Below are 18,419 nucleotides of genomic sequence, written 5' to 3' on the forward strand. Positions count from 1 at the left end.
CCTCCCCCGCCCGGAGCCCGCATCAGCGCGTGCCGGCCTTCGATCCACCGGCCGCCGGCGCCGCGGCAGCCGTGGCGGTGCGGCCGAGCCGGGCGATGGTCTGGACGGCGTAATGGAGCTGATAGTCCTCGATGCCCTTCTTCTTCAGCTCCTCGGCCGTGGCCGTGAACCGCGGATCGGGCTTGCCGTCGTCCTGGACGACGCTGTCCTCCACCTTGGCCTCGTTGATCAGGTGGCGGCGCAGGTCCGCCTCGCGCAGCCGGGGGCGGCTCTTGTAATCGGGATCGGACAGCTGGGGCACCTCGATGTCCGGGGTGATCCCGCCTTCCTGCACGGAGCGTCCGGACGGCGTGTAATAGCGGGCCGTCGTGAGACGCAGCGCGGTGTCCTTGCTCAGCGGCAGAAGGGTCTGCACCGAACCCTTGCCGAAGGTCCGCTCCCCCATCACGACGGCGCGGTGATGCTCCTGCAGCGCCGCGGCGACGATCTCCGCCGCGGACGCGCTGCCGGCGTCGACCAGCACCACGATCGGCAGGCCGCGCGCCGAATCGCCCGGCTCCGCATAATAACGCTCGATGTCGTTCTTCTGCCGTCCCCGCTGCGAGACGACCTCGCCGCGCTCGAGGAAGACGTCAGAGAGGCCGACCGCCTGGTCGAGCAGGCCGCCCGGGTTCGAGCGGAGATCGACGATGTAGCCGAGCGGCGGCGCGCCGAGCGACTTGTCGATCGCGGCGATCGCGGCCAGCGTCTCCTGGGTGGTGGTGCGGCTGAAGTTGTTGACGTTGATGATGCCGACGCGGTCCTTCACCTCCCACTTCACGGCAGGAAGCTCGATGATCGCCCGGGTCAGGGTGACGTCGAACGGCTTGTCCCGTCCGGGGCGAACGACGGTGATCTTGATCGTCGTCCCCGCGGGACCGCGCATCTGATCGACGGCTTCGTCGAGCGTGCCGCCGTAGATCAGCTTGCCGTTGAGGTGAGTGATGTAATCGCCCGCCTTGAGCCCCGCCTTGAAGCCCGGCGAATCCTCGATCGGGGCCACGACCTTCACGGCGCCGTCCTCGAGCGTGACGTTGAGGCCGAGGCCGCCATATTCGCCCTCGGTGGTCGTCATCAGCGACTCATAGCCTTTCTCGTCGAGATAGGAGCTATGCGGGTCGAGACTGGCGAGCATGCCGTCGATAGCGCCCCGCAGCAGGGTCTTGTCGTCGACCTTCTCGACATAGTCCGCGCGCACCCGGTTGAAGACGTTCATGAACTCGTCGAACTCGCGCATGCTGTCCGCTTCGGCCGACGCGAAGGCAGCCGTGGCGGCGGGGATGATGGCAATGGCGCTGACGAGGCCGAGGGCGCGGAGGAGATTGCTGGCCATGATGTGTCCTGCTGCTGGATTGCAGACGCTTTACCGTCTTTTGTAGCCGCCGAAAAGCAACGGCAGGTGAATGAGAATGGGCGCGGCGCGCATTGTCGCCGCATCTCTCAAGATGTGGTGATCAGAGGGGCGATCGGGAAGGGGATGCCGTTCTTGCGCAGCTCCACCGTGACGCGGGGCGTGCGCGCTGCGGCGCGGCCCACCAGGGCGCCCGCGGCGACGACATCGCCGCGCTTGACCGTAACCGTCGCCAGGCCTGTCAGCGTGCTGGTCCAGCCGCCGCCATGGTCGAGGATCACGATCGCGCCATAGCCGCGAAACGGTCCCGCATAAGCGACGCGGCCCCGCATCGGCGCGACGATCTCGGCGCCGGCGGCGGTTTCGAGGGTGAGGCCGCGGGCATGAACGCCCGCGTCGGAGATCTCGCCCATCCCGGTCAGCACGCGTCCTTCGACGGGCAGCCGATAAGCCGGGCCATCTTTCGGTGAAGCCGCGGACGCTTCCTCGGCGGTCGGGCGCAGCACGGGGCCAGGCAATTGCGCGAGCCGCGCGCGCAACTGCGTCTGGAACTGGCGAGTGTTGGCCAGCGCGGCGAGCTCGCGTGCCTCCTCGCCGAGCGCCAAAGCGCGATCCGATTCCGTGAGAGCCGAGGCCATGAGGCTCTGGGAGCGGGCGCGCTCTTGCTGCTCGAGCTTGGCGAGGGCGAGTCGCCTCTGCTTGAGATCCTCGCGACTGGCGGCGAGCGTCGCGACGGCACGCGTTGCCTGGCGCCGAAGGGCATTGCCGCGCTCCACCTCGGCGCGCAGCTCCGCCGTCCTGCGCCTAATCACCGGCAGCGTGGAGGCGAGCAGGGACCGGACGCGGACGATTTCGTTGACCGAGCCAGGCTGCACGAGCGCGAGCGCCGACGGCCGCTGCGCCATCGTCTGAAGGGCCGCGGTGAGGCGGATCAGCGGCGCCTGCTTCTCGGCCAGACGCGCTCTCTGCGCCCGTCGCAGATCCTCAATCAGGCGGATGCGGGTCTCGCCGGCGGTGATGTCGGCCTCGGCGGCCTGGATCCGTGCCGCGATCGCTGCGGCCGCGGCGCGGGCACGCGCCGCCTCTCCGGTCGCGCGCGCCGCCTGGCGCTCGAGCAGCTCCGAGCGCTGGCGTGCCTGCTCCGCCTCCGCTTTCGCCGCGACGAGCGCCTGCGCTTCGGGGCTGGCACCGGTCTGCGCCAAGGCCCAGCCGCCGCCGGCCATGGCCAGGATCAGCAGGATCGGAAGGCGTCTGCGCATCCCCTTATCCTTCCCGGTGATAGGGATGGTTGGCAAGGATGGACGTGGCGCGGAACAGCTGCTCGGCGAGCATCGCCCGCGCAAGCAGGTGCGGCCAGGTGGCCTTGCCGAAGGCGAGGAGAAGGTCGGCGCCGGCCCGCTCCGTGTCGCCGAAGCCGTCGGCCCCTCCGATCAGGAAGCGGGCCTCGCGGCGGCCTCCGTCGCGCCATTGCTCGAGCCGCCGCGCGAAGGCGAGCGAGCCGAGCTGCTCGCCTTTTTCGTCGAGGAGGACGGTGATCGAGCTCTCGGCCGGCGGCGGAACCTTGCCGCCGGTTTCGGGCAACTCGGTCAGCTTCGTCGGCCAGGCGATCCGCTTGAGATAGCGTTCGACCAGCTCGCCCTCGGGGCTGCGCCCGATCTTCCCTCGTGCGATGATGTGAAGCAGCATCTCGCCGCCTTACGCGTGTGGGCAGGGGCGGGGAAGCGCCCTCACCAGGCCGGCCGGCGAGCGAGGGCGCCGGCCATTCCTCGGCAGCTCAGCGCGCCGCCGTCGCCGCCGGCGCGGCATTCTCCTCGAAGGCCCACATGCGCTCGAGATTGTAGAAGGTGCGCACCTCCGGCCGGAAAAGGTGGACGATGACGTCGTCGGCGTCGATCAGCACCCAATCGGCGATCGGCAGCCCTTCCACCCGGACGGTGCGGCCGAGATCTTCCTTGATCCGCTGCTGCAGCTTCTGCGCCATGGACGCGACCTGCCGGGTCGAGCGGCCCGACGCGATGACCATATGGTCCGCGATGCTGGACTTGCCGCTGAGCGGGATGGTGACGACGTCCTGGGCCTGATCGTCGTCAAGGGACCGAAGCACCAGTTCGTGCAGGGCTTCGACCGGTTCTGCCGCTCCCTTGGTCGGGGGAGCCGTGTCGTTTTCGGGCAATGTGCCTCCTCAAAGTATGGGCCTGCGCGTCACGCCGTCGCGCAGGGCCTGGGGTTTCAACGAATATAGGGTCGATTGGTGCCAGTGGGGAGTGGCGGCGCGGATGCCGGTGGCGGACGTCGGATCGAGCGGCAATTGCAGGAGCACGAGTGCCGGCGGTCTCCACTTTGTCCAGTCCCTGGCCCCGGCTGCGGGCCGGACGGTGCGCCGCAGCCAGCCCATGGCGCGAGCCGCCCGGGCAGCGCCACCATATCCCGGACGCGCGACAACGGCAATCGGCACCAGTGCGGCAATCTTCCGCCAGTCCTTCCACCGGTGGAATTGCGCGAGATTGTCCGCGCCCATCACCCAGACGAAGCGGCGCTTCGGGTAACGTCGGGTGAGCGCGAGCAGCGTGTCGTAGGTGAACGGGCTGCCGAGCTCGCGCTCGATCGCGGTGGTGCGGATCGGCAGTCCCCGAGACGCCCGCAAGGCGGAGGCGTAACGCGCCGGCAGAGGCGCCATTCCCGCTTTCTCCTTCAGCGGATTGCCCGGAGAGACCAGCCACCACATCTCGTCCAGCGCCAGCGCGTCGAGCACATGTCGGCTGATCCGGCGGTGGCCCTGGTGGGCGGGGTTGAAGGAGCCGCCGAGAAGGCCGGTACGTGTCACGATTGCGCCGATAGCACGGCGCGCCCGGAAAGGTGAACGCCCTCGACGTGCGCATCGGCCGGCGTCATTATGGGTGCGGGAGCTTAGGGGGCGAGATGGAAACGGGAATCGAGGCTGTCGGCGAAGCCGTGTCGGGCGGACTCATGGCGCGCGCGGTCGAGCCGGAGGCCGGCGAGCATCACGGTGGTGCGGGAACATGCCTGAACTGCGGCGCCGCCCTGGCCGGAGAGTTCTGCCATCGTTGCGGGCAGAAGGCCCATGTCCATCGCACGCTTTCCGCTTTCGGGCACGATCTCCTGCACGGCGTTCTCCACTTCGAAGGGAAGATCTGGCGCACGCTGCCGATGCTGGCCTGGCACCCGGGCCGGCTGACCCGTCGCTACATCGAAGGAGAGCGCGCGACCTTCGTCTCTCCCCTGGCGCTGTTTCTCTTCTCGGTCTTCCTGATGTTCGCCATCGTCAATGCGATGGGCGGGCCGTTCCATGTGGGATCCGGTTCGCACAGCAGCCCCGCTGAGGACCGCGCCAAGGCCGAGCGCGAATATCGCGAGGATATGGCCAATGCACAGGAGGAGCTTCGGACGCTCGACGCGGAGCTGCAGGGTGCACGGGCAGCCGGCGAGCCGACGACCGGCGTGGAGCAGGAGATCGCCGGCGTCCGGCTCGAGATGAAGCTCGCCAGGGAAGCGTTCGACATGCAGACGCGCCTGGCCAACGAGGAGGAGGCGCGCGAGCGAAGCCCGTCGGCATCAAGGACGGCTGCGAAGGACTCCGAGGCTGCCGATGCAAACGAGATCGTGTCGGTGGACTTCACCAATGCGCCCCGGCCCATCGCCTGGTTCGAGGAAGGCTACAAGAAGGCCAAGGAGAACCCTAAGCTCCTGATCTACAAGCTGCAGAGCAACGCCTACAAATTCTCCTGGGCGCTGATCCCGATCTCCCTGCCGTTCGTCTGGGTGCTGTTCCTCCACAGACGGCGCTACCGCCGAGAGTACAAGGCGTACGACCACGTCGTCTTCATCACCTATTCGATCGCCTTCATGAGCCTGGGCTTCGTCGCCCTGACCCTGCTGCGACCACTGCCGGGCAGCCAGGCGATCGCCGGCTTCGCCATCCTGCTCGGGCCGCCGATCCACATCTACCGCCAGCTGCGCGGCGCCTATGCGCTGTCGCGCTTCAGCGCCGCCTGGCGGACGATGACGCTTCTGTTCTTTTCCTGCATCACGTCGATGATCTTCATGACGCTCCTGCTGGCGCTCGGTCTGCTCGGCTAGGCAGCATCCACGCTTCGGCCCGGAGGCGATGCTTCGGTCGAAGCACCCCCTCCGGGCCGACTAGGCGCCAATGGAGGTTCCATGCCGGTGGATCAGCCCCCGCACGGGAACTTGCGGACGAGAGCGATCCGCAGACCGTCCTTCACGTCGGCGCGTTGACGCTGCGTCACCGGCACGGCCCGCATTCCGGCCATGATCTCTTCCGGCGACAGCCCGGACTTTGCGGGCGGGCAGTAGGAAGGCTTGCGGCCCGCCTTCTCGGCGGCGAGGCGCTCCGTGCGAAGCTGAGCGGAAGCCTGCTCGATCTCCCGCTTGAGGAGCTTGAAGTCGCTCGAGAAGAGCGCGAAGGCCCCTTTCTTCATCAGCGGCTCGCCCTTCTCCAGGAACGTGGCCACGTTCATCGCATCTGCGGCGGCAAGCGGCATTGCGGCAACCGCAAGCGCCAGCATCATCTTCTTTTTCATGTCCCCTCCCACGAGCGTCCGGCTGTTGCCGTGACATGGAAACGGCCGGAGAGCGCTTGCTCTCCGGCCGTCTCCAGTCATGCACCGAAGTGCATGACCGACAAAGCCTTTTTACGCCACCAGGGTCAGACGCCCTGAGCCGCGGGGCCGCCGAAACCGCCGCGCGGCTTGCGCGTGCTCGGGATGGACGAGCCGGCAGCCGGAAGCGAAGGCCGGCGCGACGAAGGATCCTCGCGTCCGATATCCTCGCCGCGGATCGCCTTCTTGGCTTCCTCGCCGGTGAGAGTCTCGAACTCGAGCAGGCCGCCCGCGAGGCGGTGGAGCTCTTCGATATTCTCGGTGAGCACCTTGCGCGCCGTCGCCTCGGCTTCCTCGATCAGCTTGCGGACCTCGCTGTCGATCAGCCGGGCGGTCTCCTCCGACACGCTCTGGCTGCGGGCGACGCTGTGGCCAAGGAAGACCTCTTCCTGGTTGTCGCGGTAGCGCAGCCAGCCGAGCTTCTCCGACATGCCGTATTCCATCACCATCGCGCGGGCCATATCGGTGGCCTGCTGGATGTCGTTGGAGGCGCCGGTGTTGAGCTCGTCGGCCCCGTAGATGAGCTGCTCGGCGATCCGCCCGCCGAAGCAGAGCGCGAGCCGCGCCTTCATCTGCTTCATCGACATCGAATAGCGGTCGCGCTCCGGCAGGTTCCAGGTCACGCCCAGCGCGCGGCCGCGCGGAATGATGGTGACCTTGTGGAGCGGATCGCAGCCCGGCACGTGAAGCGAGACGAGGGCATGGCCCGCCTCGTGATAGGCGGTCGCCTTCTTCTCGTCCTCGGTCATGACCATGGACTTCCTCTCGGCGCCCATCATCACCTTGTCCTTGGCTTCCTCGAACTCGCGCATCGCCACCAGGCGCTTGCCCTTGCGGGCAGCGAGCAGCGCCGCCTCGTTCACCAGATTGGCGAGGTCGGCGCCCGAGAAGCCCGGCGTGCCGCGCGCGATCGTGCGGGAGTCGACGTCCGGCGCGAGCGGAACCTTCTTCATGTGGACGGCCAGGATCTTCTCGCGGCCCTCGATGTCCGGCCGCGGCACGACGACCTGGCGGTCGAAGCGGCCGGGACGCAGCAGGGCGGGATCGAGCACGTCCGGACGGTTGGTCGCGGCGATGATGATGAGTCCCTCGTTCGCCTCGAAGCCGTCCATCTCGACGAGCAGCTGGTTCAGCGTCTGCTCGCGCTCGTCGTTGCCGTTGCCGAGGCCGGCGCCGCGATGGCGGCCGACGGCGTCGATCTCGTCGATGAACACGATACAGGGTGCGTTCTTCTTCGCCTGCTCGAACATGTCGCGGACGCGGCTCGCGCCAACGCCGACGAACATCTCGACGAAGTCCGAACCGGAGATGGTGAAGAACGGCACGTTCGCCTCACCCGCAATGGCGCGGGCGAGCAAGGTCTTGCCGGTGCCGGGAGAGCCGACCAGCAGAGCGCCCTTCGGGATCTTGCCGCCCAGCCGTGCGAACTTGGTCGGATCCTTGAGGAAATCGACGATCTCCTGGAGTTCCTCGCGTGCCTCGTCGATGCCGGCGACGTCGTCGAAGGTGACGCGGCCATGCTTCTCGGACAGCAGCTTGGCCTTCGACTTGCCGAATCCCATCGCGCCGGAGCCGGCATTCTTCTGCATCTGCCGCATGATGAAGAACGCGACGCCGAGGATCAGCAGGAAGGGCATCGCCTGATACAGAAGGATCAGCCAGACGGAGGTCTGCGGCTCCGGCTCGCCCTGGAAGGCCACTCCGCGCTCACGCAGGCGGGTGGTCAGATCGGGATCCGGAACCGCATTGGTGCGGAAGGCGTCGCCGTTGGTCAGCTTGCCGGAGATCACGTCCTTGCTGATCGCGACTTCCTTCACCGAGCCTTCGTCTACCCGGTTGAGGAATTCCGAATAGGCCAAGCCGTTCGGTCCGGCGCCGCGGCTGCCGCCGTCGACGATCTGGACGAACAGGATCAGCGCAAGCAGGATGCCGGCCCAGATGAACAGGCTCTTCATCCACGGATTGCTGCTGCCGTTCGGATCCTTGTCAGGGCTGTTCTTGTCGCGATTGTCGGGCATGTAGACTCCCATCGAAGCGGGCCGGCGACGTCGATCGTCGCTGCCGGGCCGCGCTCGGTCATAGCGTTCCGCTCCTAAATAGGAACTCGTCGCGGCTTGGCAATGTAAACGCGGCGGGTGAACGGAGGATTACGCCGGACCGGCGACGAGCGCCGCCGCCGCGGCTCAGAAGCTGTAGACGAGCGTCGCCCGGCCCAGCGTGTCGATCGAGCCGCCGCTGTTGCCGATGCGGTCCTCGTAGCGCACGTCGTAGGAGAGCCGCGCCTTCAGCGGCCCGAGGAGCTTGGCGTCGATCGCGGTCAGGGCATTGGCGCTGCTCTCTCCTTCCTCGAAATAGAGAGCGCTGGTCTGCTTGATCTCGAGGGTCGGTGTCACGGCCCAGCGAAAGTTGATCGACGCACGGGCGGCGAGGCTCGATTCCGCATCGACGCTGATTGCGTCGACATGGCGAAAAGCGGGGCCGCCTTCGAAGTCCAGCCGCGCCTTGTCGCCGGTCAGCACGGCGTAGCCCAGCCCGCCGGACAAAGTGTAGCGGCCGTCATAGCCCTGGATGCGGTCGGATTCGAACTGGGCGAGGCCATAGGCATAGATGCGAGGCCCCCATTTGTAATTGGGCTGCCAGGAGGCGACGTAGCGCTCGGTGTTGAGGACGTTGCGGCCCTTCTGCACCTCCGCACGACCGTCGAGCTTGTGGCGCCAGCGCAGCCCTTCGCGATTGAAGGCGACCGACCCGAAAAAGCCGAGATAGCTGCTCTTGCCGGTGGAGCGCGACGCACCGAGCTCGACCTGGCCCTTCCAATTGTCGAACATGCCGGCGCTGGCCAGCGCCTGCTCGCGTTCGCGCTTCCGGGCGGCCTCGCTCTCCGCCAGGCGGAGGCGCCACCTCTGCTGGATCTCGTCGATCTCGCCGCCGGCAAAGGGATGCGTGTCGCGGGCGAGACGGATAACGGTCTCGATCGTCTTCGCGTCTCCGGCTGCGATCGCCGCCTCGATCATCGCGCGCACGCCATCGGGCAGCTTGGCGGGCGTATCCGCCGTCGCCTGCGCGAGCGCCAGCAGAGTGAAAGCGGGCACGACCATAAGGTAGCGCTAACGCGATTTGCGTGGCGGGCGCAACCGCGGGCAGCTGCGTATCCGCGCGATTCGTAGCTCGAAACAACGCTTTCGTCGGAAAATCCGTGTCTTACCGACAGCTTCCCCCTAACGGCCCGCGCCGGGAAAGGGGGGGCGATCAATCGCGACCTTTCTTGCCAACCGAATCAGAAAGGTCGTTCGTTTCTATGCAATTCTCCAGATCCTTGCGCGCGGCCGCGACCGCGCTCCTCCTGATCGCGACGCTCGGTGCGACCTCCGCGCCGGCGCAGATCGGCGGGGCGCTGCGCGGCGCCGCCAGTCGCTTGGGCGGCAAGCTGCCCGTGGGCGGCTTGCTTGAAGGCAAGCCGCCGATCACCACCAGCCTCGAAGACGCCAAATGGGCAGATGCGTCCAAGGACAATTTCACGCCGCGGGAGGCCGAGCGGTCGCTGATGCAGCTGCAGCGTACACCCAACGGCGGCTTCGTGCTCCAGCCCGGCTATTGGACGATGGACGTCCAGAGCTACTGCCTCAAGGCGGGCACGCACGGACCGGGCGGCGGCGACGGTTATCTTTACGCACCGCCCAAGGGCCCGGCCGAGGACGCGGTGATGACCATTGTCCGCAATTCGGTGAACCACCCCGAGATCGATCAGCACAAGATCCAGACGCTGCTCTGGGCGATCATCGCTCGCGCCAAGTTCGAGGACCTGAGCAGCGAGCACAAGGCGATCGCCTCGCGGCTGCTGACCCCGCGCCAGCTCGTCTCGCTCAATCGCTCGGCGCTGGACGTCCTGTCCAACTCGGCGCTGACCGATGCGCTCGGCGGCGTCCCGGAGCCGCTGCGCCAGATCGCTCAGGCCGAAGCGCAGCTCCGCCAGATGCTGACCACGCCGGGCGCGACGTTCGCCGAAATGGAGCGCGTCGCCGTGCTCTCCGGCAACGCGCCGCTTGGCCAGAACAGCCGCGAAGTTCCGTCGGGCCGCTGGAGCCTGCACCCCGACGGCTATTACGTGCGCTACCTGCCGCGTGCCTATAGCAACACGCGTGTCGAGATCTGGGTGCCGCAGGGCAACCCCTCGGTCGGCAAGGAGTTCGATCCGGCGACCCACATCGCCGTTCCGGGCAATACGTCGCGGCAGCGGCTGATCCAGTCCGGCCGCCCGCAGCACGGCTGAAATCGAAGGAAAGGCGCGCCGGTATTCCCGGCGCGCCTCACCCTCGTCTGCAACGGATCAGAGGTTGTAGGCCCGCTCCCCGTGTGCGTTGATGTCGAGCCCCTCGCGCTCGGCGTCGGCGGCCGGGCGCAACCCGATCGTCTTGTCGATCAGGAAGAACAGCAGCAGTGACACGCCACCCGAAAAGACGAGCGTCAGCAGCACCGCCTTCGTCTGGGTGAGCACCTGGGCGGCCATGTCGTAGGTACCGGCAACCGCCGGCATGACCGTATAATCGAGGAACCCCTGGCCGCCGAGCGCCGGATCGGCGACGATGCCGGTGCCGATCGCGCCGACGATACCGCCGATGCAATGGACTCCGAAGACGTCCAGGGAGTCGTCGTAGCGCAGCTTGTTCTTCACCGTAGTGACGAAGAAGAAGCAGACGGCGGAGGCCACCGCACCGAGGACGATCGACGTGACCGGCGCAGCGAAGCCCGCGGCCGGCGTGATCGCGACGAGCCCAGCGACGGCGCCGGTCGCCGCGCCGAGCAGCGACGGCTTCTTGTGGACGATCTGCTCGATGGCGGCCCAGGCGAGCGCCGCCGCCGCGGTGGCGACGAACGTGTTGATGAAGGCGAGGGCGGCAAGGCCATTGGCTTCGAGATTGGAGCCGGCATTGAAGCCGAACCAGCCGATCCAGAGCAGCGACGCGCCAATCATCGTCATCACCAGCGAATGCGGCGGCATCGGCTCGGCCTTGTAGCCGATCCTCTTGCCGATCACGATGCAGCCGGCGAGCCCTGCAATGCCTGCGTTGATGTGGACGACAGTGCCCCCGGCGAAATCGAGAGCGCCCCAGCCCCAGATCAACCCATGGTCGTCCGGCGCGGCCGCAAGGAAGTCCGGGCCCGCCCAGTACCAGACCATGTGCGCCATCGGGAAATAGACGATGGTCAGCCAGATCACGACGAACAGCATCAGCGGCCAGAAGCGCACCCGCTCCGCGAAGGCGCCGACGATCAGCGCGGGGGTGATGCAGGCGAACGTCATCTGGAAGACCACGAAGGCGTATTCCGGAATGTAGACTCCGTTCGAGAAGGTCGCCGCCAGCGTCGTTCCGTCGACGCCGGAGAGGAAGGCCTTGGAGAGGCCGCCGACGAAGGCGCTGCCGCTGGTGAAGGCGAGGCTGTAGCCCCAGCCGACCCAGACCAGGGCGGCGATCGCCACGATGGTCAGCACCTGCATCAGCACGGAGAGCATGTTCTTGGCGCGCACCAGGCCCCCGTAGAACAAGGCGAGCGCGGGCACCGACATCATCAGCACCAGCGCGGACGAGATCAGCATCCAGCTCGTGTCGCCCTTGCTGACCATGTCGGCCGTCGGCGTGAAGGGCGCGGCTGCGGCCTGCGCAGCAACCTCTTGCCCCCAGGCGGAGGCGGCCAGGAACGCCCCGGCGCCCAGCACGCTCATCGTTCCCGCAATGCGTGTTGCGATCTTCATGATCTCCCCTTCTTTTTCAGAGCGCATCGTGATCGACCTCCCCGGTCCGGATGCGCAGCGCCTGCTCGACGTCGAGGACGAAGAGCTTGCCGTCGCCGATCGAGCCGGTCCGCGCCGTCTGCTCGATCGTTTCGATCACGCGAGGTGCGAGATCGGCGGACACCACGAGCTCGATGCGAACCTTGGGCACCATGTTCGTGACGTATTCGGCGCCGCGGTAGATCTCGGTCTGGCCCTTCTGCCTGCCGAAGCCGCGCGCCTCGACCACGGTCATTCCCTGCACGCCGACGGCGGAGAGCGCCTCGCGGACTTCGTCGAGCTTGAACGGCTTGATGATGGCGATGATCAGTTTCATGCGGCCGCCTTTCAGAACGAGACGCCGAGGGACGCGACCACGCCGGCCTTGCTGGCGTTGCGTCCCGACGGGGTGATGAAGGTGCCGTCGGTGTCGACGTAGGAGAGCCCGACCGAGAGGTTCTTGATCGCGTAGGAGGCGCCGAGGCTCCAGTCGGTATATTCGTCGCCGATCGTCAGATAGCTCGGGCCGAAGCTGTGGCCGACGTGCGCGTTGAGCGAGAGGCCGCTTTCGCCAACGGCGCCGGAGAGGTCGGCCGCGAGGTAGAGATTCTCCTCGTTGCCGGCGCCGATCGTGAGCGCCGACTGGCTCGGCGCGTAGGCCGCGGCGGCCTTGGCGGTCACCGGGCCGAACGCGTGCGACACCGAGAGGTACAGCTCGGCGAAGTCGGTGTTGGCGCCCCCCGAGTCCGGATAATAATAATAGAGCAGCCCGCCATCGACGGTCGTGCCGCCGAACGTCCGCTTGTAGCCGATGGTGAGATCGATCTCCTGGTCGGACCCGTTCGCGACGTAATCGTCGATCGAGGAGCCCCAGACGCCGGCATAGAGGCCGGATTCGTGGGAGAGGGAGAGGCCGCCCTGGACGGCCGGGCGCTTGTCGGTCTGCGAGATGCCGCGAAAGCGATAGTCGGAAACGACGGTGGCGCTGCCGTTCACGCTGACCCCGCCACCGAGATCCTCGGCATTTCCGGGCGATGCGAAGAGCAGCAGCGGCGCGGCCGCGATCAAGGCTCTGCAAACGATTCTGACGTGCATTCGAAGTCCCCTTTGAATCCGTGCGGACCTCTCCCGCGGGATCCCGTTTCTGGCGAACGGCCCCGGTGCACGCAGCTTGCGCAGCCGTGCTGCAGTGCACAACGTGAAATGTTCACGGGGTGCGACAGCTTTCCGGACCGATCGTTACGGGACGGGATCGGCGAAGGTTGGATCCCGTAAGGGTAAGGCTCGCTAGTAGACGCGCCGTTGGGCGGCCAGCATCATCCGGATCAGCATGGCCACCGGTCGGGGAACGCCGACCTTGCCCTGCACCCAGAGGCTCACCGAGGAACGGGACACGCCGATCGCCTCCGCCAGGTCGCCATGGGTCTTGTAGCCCAGCTTGGACATCGCCCGGCGCAGTTCCTCGGGCGGCATCGAGGCGGCCAGCGGATCCATCAGCAGGGGTGAGGCAAGAGCAGCATGGGCTTCGAATCCTTACCCTCGCGGCGCAGGCGAGGGCAAGCCGAGCGGCGGTCGGGGGGAAAGGCCCGATCGATGTCGAGCCGTTCACTGGCAATTTAGCTGCGGGTCACCTATCTTGGCGCGCCTGAGTGGACTGAAGGACAGCTGATGCTGGCGGGGCTGGTTTCGTATCTCGAATCGATCAAGGCGCGCGATCCGGCGCCGCGGACGCGATGGGAGATCCTGCTATACCCGGGCGTCTGGGCCGTCGGCCTGCACCGCATCGCGCACTGGTTGTTTCGGGGCGAGCTCTATTTCCTGGCGCGGCTGGTGAACCACATCGCCCGTTTCCTGACCGCGATCGACATCCATCCCGGTGCGGTGATCGGCAGGAACTTCTTCATCGATCACGGCTTCGTCGTGATCGGCGAGACGGCCGAGATCGGCGACGATGTGACGATCTACCAGCAGGTGACGCTGGGCGGTACGAATCCGACGAACGGCACGGCCGGCAAGCGCCACCCGACGCTTTCGGACGGCGTGATCATCGGATCCGGGGCGCAGGTGCTTGGGCCGATCGTAGTGGGCGCACGCGCCCGGATCGGCGCGAACGCCGTGGTGACCAAGGACGTGCCGGAAGGCGTGACGATGGTCGGAATTCCGGCCCGCTCCACGCTCGTCGCGGTCGAGCGCACCGCGGGCAATTTCCTGCCTTACGGTACGCCCTGCTCCGAGAATTTCGATCCGGCGACGCAGAAGCTCGAGATCCTGCAGTGCGAGGTCGAGCAGTTGCGCAAGCGCCTCGCCGAGTTGATGGATGAACGCGAGGGAAGGGAGCGCGATAGCGCCTGATGGGTGACGTCTACCCTTTTCCGCGATCCTCATCGCCGCAGATCGGCTTTACCCGGGCCGAGCTGGGCAGGATCATCGATCTCTACGGGCGCATGGTCGCGGCCGGGCAGTGGAAGGATTATGCGCTCGAGTTCGGCAAGGATCACGCCGCATTCTGGGCGTTCCGACGCAGCGCCGAACGTCCCGAGTACAAGATCGAGAAGCGACCTTCCCTGCACAACAAGCAGGGCATGTACGCGCTCGTCAACGAGGCCGGCATGGTCCTGCGCCGCGGCCACGAGCTCGGCCCCGTGCTGGCTCCGGTGGAGCGCCGCCTTATGAAGGTGGTCGGGTAGGACGGTGACCGCGTGATGGGCTTTGCCGATCCGCACGCTGCTCACGAAACCATCTCACGATCCCGTTATCGCTGGGTGATCGTCGCCGCCGGCGGGCTGCTCGGCTGTGTTGCCATGGGGGCCATGTTCTCGTTGCCCGTGCTCCTGCGCCCGATCGCGCACGACACCGGCTGGTCGATCACCGGCGTCTCCGCCGCGATGACCGTCGCCTTCGTGACGATGGCGCTCGGAAGCATCGCCTGGGGCAGCCTTTCCGATCGCATCGGCGCCCGCGCGGTGGTCCTCTCCGGTTCGGTGCTGCTGGCCGCGAGCCTCGCGTTGCTGAGCAGGGCGCCGTCGCTGCTCGCCTTCCAGCTGCTGTTCGGCCTTCTCGTGGGAGGCAGCACAGCGGCGATCTTCGCGCCGCTCATGGCCTGCGTCACCGGCTGGTTCGATCGTCAACGCAGCCTCGCCGTGTCCCTGGTCTCGGCGGGCATGGGAATGGCGCCGATGACGATGTCGCCGCTCGCCGCCTGGCTCGTCTCCAGTCAATCCTGGCGGGCGACGCTGCTGATCATCGCAGCGCTCGTCGCGGCGCTGATGATCCCGGCGGCCTTGCTGGTGCGCAGTCCGCCATCCCTCGCCGGGGACGGTTCGATCGATCCTGGGGACGCCGAAGCCGCCATGTCGATCCGCCAGGCGGTGCGGTCTCCGCAATTCCTCATCCTCGTCGCCACCAACTTCTTCTGCTGCGCGACGCACTCGGGGCCGATCTTCCACACGGTCAGCTATGCGGTGAGTTGCGGCATTCCGCTCGTCGCCGCCGTGTCGATCTACAGTCTGGAAGGGCTTGCCGGCCTCGGGGGACGCCTGGTCTTCGGCTTGCTCGGCGATCGGCTGGGCGCCAAGCGCGTGTTGGTATCCGGCCTGCTCGTCCAGGCGCTCGCGGCATTGGCTTATCTGCCGGCACGGGGGCTCGGCAGCTTCTACGCGGCGGCGGCGCTGTTCGGCTTCATCTATGCCGGCGTGATGCCGCTCTACGCCGTCATCGCCCGCGAGAATTTCCCGCTGCGCATGATGGGCCTGGTGATCGGAGCCTCGGCGATGGCCGGGGGGCTCGGAATGGCGACTGGCCCGATCGTCGGCGGCATGATCTACGACGGGCTCGGCGGCTATCAGTGGCTGTTCGTCGGCTCGTTCGCCGCCGGAATCGGCGCGTTCCTGATTGCGCTCACCTTCAAGCCGTTCCCGAAGACGGCGCCGCAGCCGCTCTCGGCCTAGCTTCGTCTGCCGAGGAGGTTTCGGAAAAAGACGGAGCCGGCCGGGGCAGGCCCGACCGGCTCCAGTTTCTGTACCCCTGTCGGCTGATCAGGCGGCCAGCGGCGTCCGATCGAGAACCGGCAGGCGCGATTGCAGGCCCTGCGGCAGCGGCTGGACGATGGCGCGACGGGCACTCTGCCAGAAGGCGGAGAGCAGCAGCAGCGCCGATCCGATCACGAAGGCCGCCAGCGCGAAGTTGAGCTCGACCACGTTGAACCGCTCGAAGAGGTCGATCAGCGCCCAGAGCACGTAAGCGAGGGCGGAGACGAGCAGCGCCCGGCGGTCGATCGCCAGCGCCGCGATGCCGAGCAGCACGTAGACCAGCAGCACGAGCAGCCCCTCGCCGATGTTCGCCTCGCCATCGTTCAGGCCGAGCAGGGTGAAGATCGGATGGACCAGCAAGGGCGCGGCCAGGAGGTGCAGCCAGAAGGCCACGTCGGAGCGCCTGGTCTCGCGCCGCGGGTCGGAGGCGTCCCACGACATCGCGAAGACGAAGACGCCGGCGCCGAGCAGCAGCGCGGCGGCGAGGATCACGTCGCGCGTCGCCTCGGTGTCGCCGACCGCATAGGCGACCAGGGCAAGGACGAGGCCGACCACGGTCGCAGCCCCGACGGCGACGGTGATCGGCACCCGGAATCGCCGCCAGTGGAGCCAGGTGACCCCGGCGGCGACGGCCGCCGACGCGGCGGCGGCGAGCGCCGCGGCGCGCTCGTTGTTCTCGAAGACGTCGGGCCCGACGACGAGCACGACGGTGGTGAACACGGTCATCAGCACGCCGCCGGTGAAGGCGAGGAGGAGCAGGATGCTCGGCAGCGCCATGCGGCGCTTGCGGGTGAAGAATTCGGCGAGGCCCCACGCCGTCGCCGCGACGAACAGCCCGGCCAGCGGGGAGGGGCCGACATCCTCGATCCGCGGGCCGATCGACTGGCCGATCCAGCCGACCGCAACCAGCAGGATGGCCGCGGCAATGCCGACGAAGATGTCGTTGAAGCCGGTGATCAGGCGGAAATGCTCTTCGTCCACCGCCGGCGTCGCGCGACGTGTGGCAACATAGTTTCTCAGCCCCGCAGCGGCATCGGGGCTGAGCGCCCCCGCCGCCACCGCAGCCTCGAGATCGGTATCGCTGTACATCTTCCTCTCCTCCCGTTGTGAAGAGGAATCTATCATTCGTGTATTAGAGTTGCAATACAGTAAGGCAGCCTTTTCAGCCGCCCTGGAGCGTCTTCAGGATCTGCATCGCCTGCTCCGCGCCGGACTGCGGCACGATCTCCGCGCTCCGATCGGTCACCCGCTGCCAGTTCTCCGCCACCTCCTCGACCGTGCGGCGGCCCTCCGGAAGAGCGTAGCCGGGGGTGAGGGTGATGTAGGAGCCCTGGACCACGCCCGCGCCGGCGCCGACGATCATGTTCGCCGGAGCATCTTCCGAGACGAGAAAGAGGGCGGCGGGTACGACATTGTCGGGGTTGAACAGGGCCAGCATCTCGGGCGGGAAGATGTCCTCGGTCATTCGGGTCGCCGCGGTCGGAGCGATCGTGTTGACGCGGATGCCGTACTTCGCGCCCTCGAGGTGGAGGGTTCGGGCAAGGCCGGCGAGGCCCAGCTTGGCGGCGCCGTAATTCGCCTGGCCGAAGTTGCCGAACAGGCCGCTGGAGCTGCTGGTCATGAGGATCCGGCCGTAGCTCTGCTCGCGCATCGTTTCCCACACCGCCTTGGTGCAGATCGCCGATCCGATTAGGTGAACGTCGACCACTGCCTTGAAGTCATCCGCACTCATCTTCGCGAAGCTGCGGTCGCGCAGGATGCCGGCGTTGTTGATCAGGATGTGAACGCCGCCCCATGCCTCCTTGGCCGCGGCGACCATCGCCTCGACCTGCTCGGCATCGGTGACGCTCGCGCCGCTGGCGATGGCGCTGCCTCCCGCGGCCTCGATCTCCTCGACGACGGCGGCGGCGCTGTCCGAGCTGCCCGAGCCGTCGCGGCTCGATCCGAGATCGTTCACCACCACGCGGGCGCCGCGGCGGGCCAGCTCGAGCGCATAGGCTCGGCCCAAGCCGCCGCCCGCGCCCGTGACGATCGCAACCCGCCCCTCGAAACTGATCCGCATCCCGTCTGCCCCTCCCGATCCTGTCCCTCTGCGGGACGGCCTGGCCTGCCCAAGCCTCGCTCCGACAGGGCTTTACGCTTATTAAAGAGGCTTGGCATAGATGCACGGACATGACGGCACCGACCAGCGAGACCAGCAAGGAGATCGGCGGACCGGCGACCCGTCGGACCGTGCTCGCGCTCGGTGCGGCGGCCGCGTCGACCGTCGTGACCATCCGCCCCGCGCTCGCGCAGACCGCCGGCTCGGTGCTCAATTGCGAGATTCCGATCCCGTCGCCCCAGGCCGGAGGCAATTACATTGCCGCCGACGGCTCGCTGGTTCCCGCGGGGACGGCCGGGGCCTATCCGCCCGCGCCGCGTCCGATCACCGGTGAGGAAGCGAAGGCATTGCTCAACGGCAGCGCCACGCCGAGCGGGCTCGATGCCGAAGCCTCGCAGGCCTATGCCAATTATATTCGCCGTCTGCAGGCGGGGATGAGCGGATTTACCTGCTACGCCTCGCTGCAGATGCCGCGCTGATTCCGGGCCGG

Annotated in this window: 21 protein-coding genes; 6 read left to right on the forward strand and 15 right to left on the reverse strand. The window is 67.4% G+C overall.

Translation table 11 applies throughout. From position 1 onward, the window contains the following. Window positions 1–22 precede the first annotated feature (22 nt). The 6 genes from E2493_RS06535 to E2493_RS22170 all read right to left on the reverse strand — a co-directional run bounded on the left by E2493_RS06535 (window position 23) and on the right by E2493_RS22170 (window position 4,528). The gene (locus E2493_RS06535) at window positions 23–1,372 is read right to left on the reverse strand and encodes a S41 family peptidase (RefSeq protein WP_135084941.1); all 1,350 of its coding nucleotides are present in this window, start codon (window positions 1,370–1,372) and stop codon (window positions 23–25) included. Window positions 1,373–1,479: 107 nt separating this feature from the next. Then, entirely contained in the window at window positions 1,480–2,649 is a 1,170-nt protein-coding gene (locus E2493_RS06540) for a murein hydrolase activator EnvC family protein (RefSeq protein ID WP_135084943.1), read from the reverse strand. A gap of 4 nt (window positions 2,650–2,653) precedes the next feature. After that, window positions 2,654–3,076: a 23S rRNA (pseudouridine(1915)-N(3))-methyltransferase RlmH gene (locus tag E2493_RS06545; RefSeq protein WP_135084945.1), complete on the reverse strand. Its 423-nt coding sequence runs from the start codon at window positions 3,074–3,076 to the stop codon at window positions 2,654–2,656. 88 nt (window positions 3,077–3,164) lie between these two features. Further along, entirely contained in the window at window positions 3,165–3,563 is a 399-nt protein-coding gene (rsfS, locus tag E2493_RS06550) for a ribosome silencing factor (RefSeq protein WP_135084947.1), read from the reverse strand. 9 nt (window positions 3,564–3,572) lie between these two features. After that, complete coding sequence (locus tag E2493_RS06555) at window positions 3,573–4,214, reverse strand: nicotinate-nucleotide adenylyltransferase (protein WP_135084949.1); 642 nt, start codon at window positions 4,212–4,214, stop codon at window positions 3,573–3,575. An 83-nt stretch (window positions 4,215–4,297) separates the two neighbouring features. Further along, complete coding sequence (locus E2493_RS22170; protein WP_318531683.1) at window positions 4,298–4,528, reverse strand: hypothetical protein; 231 nt, start codon at window positions 4,526–4,528, stop codon at window positions 4,298–4,300. A gap of 30 nt (window positions 4,529–4,558) precedes the next feature. Here E2493_RS22170 and E2493_RS06560 point away from each other — a divergent pair, with 30 nt between their 5' ends. Then, on the forward strand, window positions 4,559–5,488 hold the full coding sequence (locus tag E2493_RS06560; RefSeq protein WP_404828298.1) for a DUF3667 domain-containing protein: 930 nt from the start codon (window positions 4,559–4,561) through the stop codon (window positions 5,486–5,488). A 92-nt stretch (window positions 5,489–5,580) separates the two neighbouring features. On the opposite strand, the gene E2493_RS06565 is transcribed toward E2493_RS06560, so the two are convergent. The 3 genes from E2493_RS06565 to E2493_RS06575 all read right to left on the reverse strand — a co-directional run bounded on the left by E2493_RS06565 (window position 5,581) and on the right by E2493_RS06575 (window position 9,128). Beyond that, complete coding sequence (locus E2493_RS06565; RefSeq protein WP_135084953.1) at window positions 5,581–5,937, reverse strand: hypothetical protein; 357 nt, start codon at window positions 5,935–5,937, stop codon at window positions 5,581–5,583. Window positions 5,938–6,077: 140 nt separating this feature from the next. Further along, complete coding sequence (gene ftsH, locus E2493_RS06570) at window positions 6,078–8,048, reverse strand: ATP-dependent zinc metalloprotease FtsH (protein WP_135084955.1); 1,971 nt, start codon at window positions 8,046–8,048, stop codon at window positions 6,078–6,080. Window positions 8,049–8,213: 165 nt separating this feature from the next. Further along, complete coding sequence (locus tag E2493_RS06575) at window positions 8,214–9,128, reverse strand: DUF481 domain-containing protein (RefSeq protein WP_135084957.1); 915 nt, start codon at window positions 9,126–9,128, stop codon at window positions 8,214–8,216. A 200-nt stretch (window positions 9,129–9,328) separates the two neighbouring features. Here E2493_RS06575 and E2493_RS06580 point away from each other — a divergent pair, with 200 nt between their 5' ends. After that, the gene (locus E2493_RS06580; RefSeq protein WP_135084959.1) at window positions 9,329–10,300 is read left to right on the forward strand and encodes a hypothetical protein; all 972 of its coding nucleotides are present in this window, start codon (window positions 9,329–9,331) and stop codon (window positions 10,298–10,300) included. Window positions 10,301–10,357: 57 nt separating this feature from the next. Here E2493_RS06580 and E2493_RS06585 read toward each other — a convergent pair whose 3' ends face one another. From E2493_RS06585 to E2493_RS06600, 4 genes are all read right to left on the reverse strand, one after another. Continuing rightward, complete coding sequence (locus tag E2493_RS06585) at window positions 10,358–11,782, reverse strand: ammonium transporter (RefSeq protein ID WP_135084961.1); 1,425 nt, start codon at window positions 11,780–11,782, stop codon at window positions 10,358–10,360. Window positions 11,783–11,798: 16 nt separating this feature from the next. Beyond that, window positions 11,799–12,137 (reverse strand): P-II family nitrogen regulator, encoded by a 339-nt coding sequence (locus E2493_RS06590; RefSeq protein ID WP_135084963.1) that lies wholly within the window; start codon window positions 12,135–12,137, stop codon window positions 11,799–11,801. Window positions 12,138–12,148: 11 nt separating this feature from the next. Further along, window positions 12,149–12,895, reverse strand: coding sequence for a TorF family putative porin (locus E2493_RS06595; protein ID WP_135084965.1), 747 nt, complete (start codon window positions 12,893–12,895; stop codon window positions 12,149–12,151). Between the two features lie 192 nt (window positions 12,896–13,087). Then, a complete protein-coding gene (locus E2493_RS06600) occupies window positions 13,088–13,294 on the reverse strand; it encodes a helix-turn-helix domain-containing protein (protein WP_225421179.1) in 207 nt (68 codons plus the stop codon). Window positions 13,295–13,468: 174 nt separating this feature from the next. On the opposite strand from E2493_RS06600, the gene epsC reads away from it, so the two are divergent. The 3 genes from epsC to E2493_RS06615 are packed head-to-tail and all read left to right on the forward strand — an operon-like array spanning window position 13,469 to window position 15,747. Beyond that, window positions 13,469–14,152, forward strand: a complete 684-nt coding sequence (gene epsC, locus E2493_RS06605) for a serine O-acetyltransferase EpsC (RefSeq protein ID WP_135084967.1) — start codon at window positions 13,469–13,471, stop codon at window positions 14,150–14,152. Next, on the forward strand, window positions 14,152–14,487 hold the full coding sequence (locus E2493_RS06610; protein WP_135084969.1) for a DUF2794 domain-containing protein: 336 nt from the start codon (window positions 14,152–14,154) through the stop codon (window positions 14,485–14,487). Before epsC ends, E2493_RS06610 begins: the two co-directional genes overlap by 1 nt. A 15-nt stretch (window positions 14,488–14,502) precedes the next feature. Further along, entirely contained in the window at window positions 14,503–15,747 is a 1,245-nt protein-coding gene (locus E2493_RS06615; RefSeq protein WP_225421185.1) for an MFS transporter, read from the forward strand. 87 nt (window positions 15,748–15,834) lie between these two features. On the opposite strand, the gene E2493_RS06620 is transcribed toward E2493_RS06615, so the two are convergent. Together E2493_RS06620 and E2493_RS06625 are read right to left on the reverse strand one after the other, a co-directional pair. Then, a complete protein-coding gene (locus tag E2493_RS06620) occupies window positions 15,835–16,917 on the reverse strand; it encodes a hypothetical protein (protein WP_135084971.1) in 1,083 nt (360 codons plus the stop codon). A gap of 73 nt (window positions 16,918–16,990) precedes the next feature. Further along, on the reverse strand, window positions 16,991–17,890 hold the full coding sequence (locus tag E2493_RS06625) for an SDR family NAD(P)-dependent oxidoreductase (RefSeq protein ID WP_135084973.1): 900 nt from the start codon (window positions 17,888–17,890) through the stop codon (window positions 16,991–16,993). Between the two features lie 110 nt (window positions 17,891–18,000). Between E2493_RS06625 and E2493_RS06630 the strand changes: the two genes are divergently transcribed. Beyond that, window positions 18,001–18,408, forward strand: coding sequence for a hypothetical protein (locus E2493_RS06630; protein ID WP_135084975.1), 408 nt, complete (start codon window positions 18,001–18,003; stop codon window positions 18,406–18,408). The last annotated feature ends 11 nt before the right edge of the window (window positions 18,409–18,419 follow it).

Origin of the sequence: Sphingomonas parva (ex Maeng et al. 2020) (genome assembly GCF_004564275.1) — a bacterium.
Lineage (GTDB): Bacteria > Pseudomonadota > Alphaproteobacteria > Sphingomonadales > Sphingomonadaceae > Allosphingosinicella > Allosphingosinicella parva.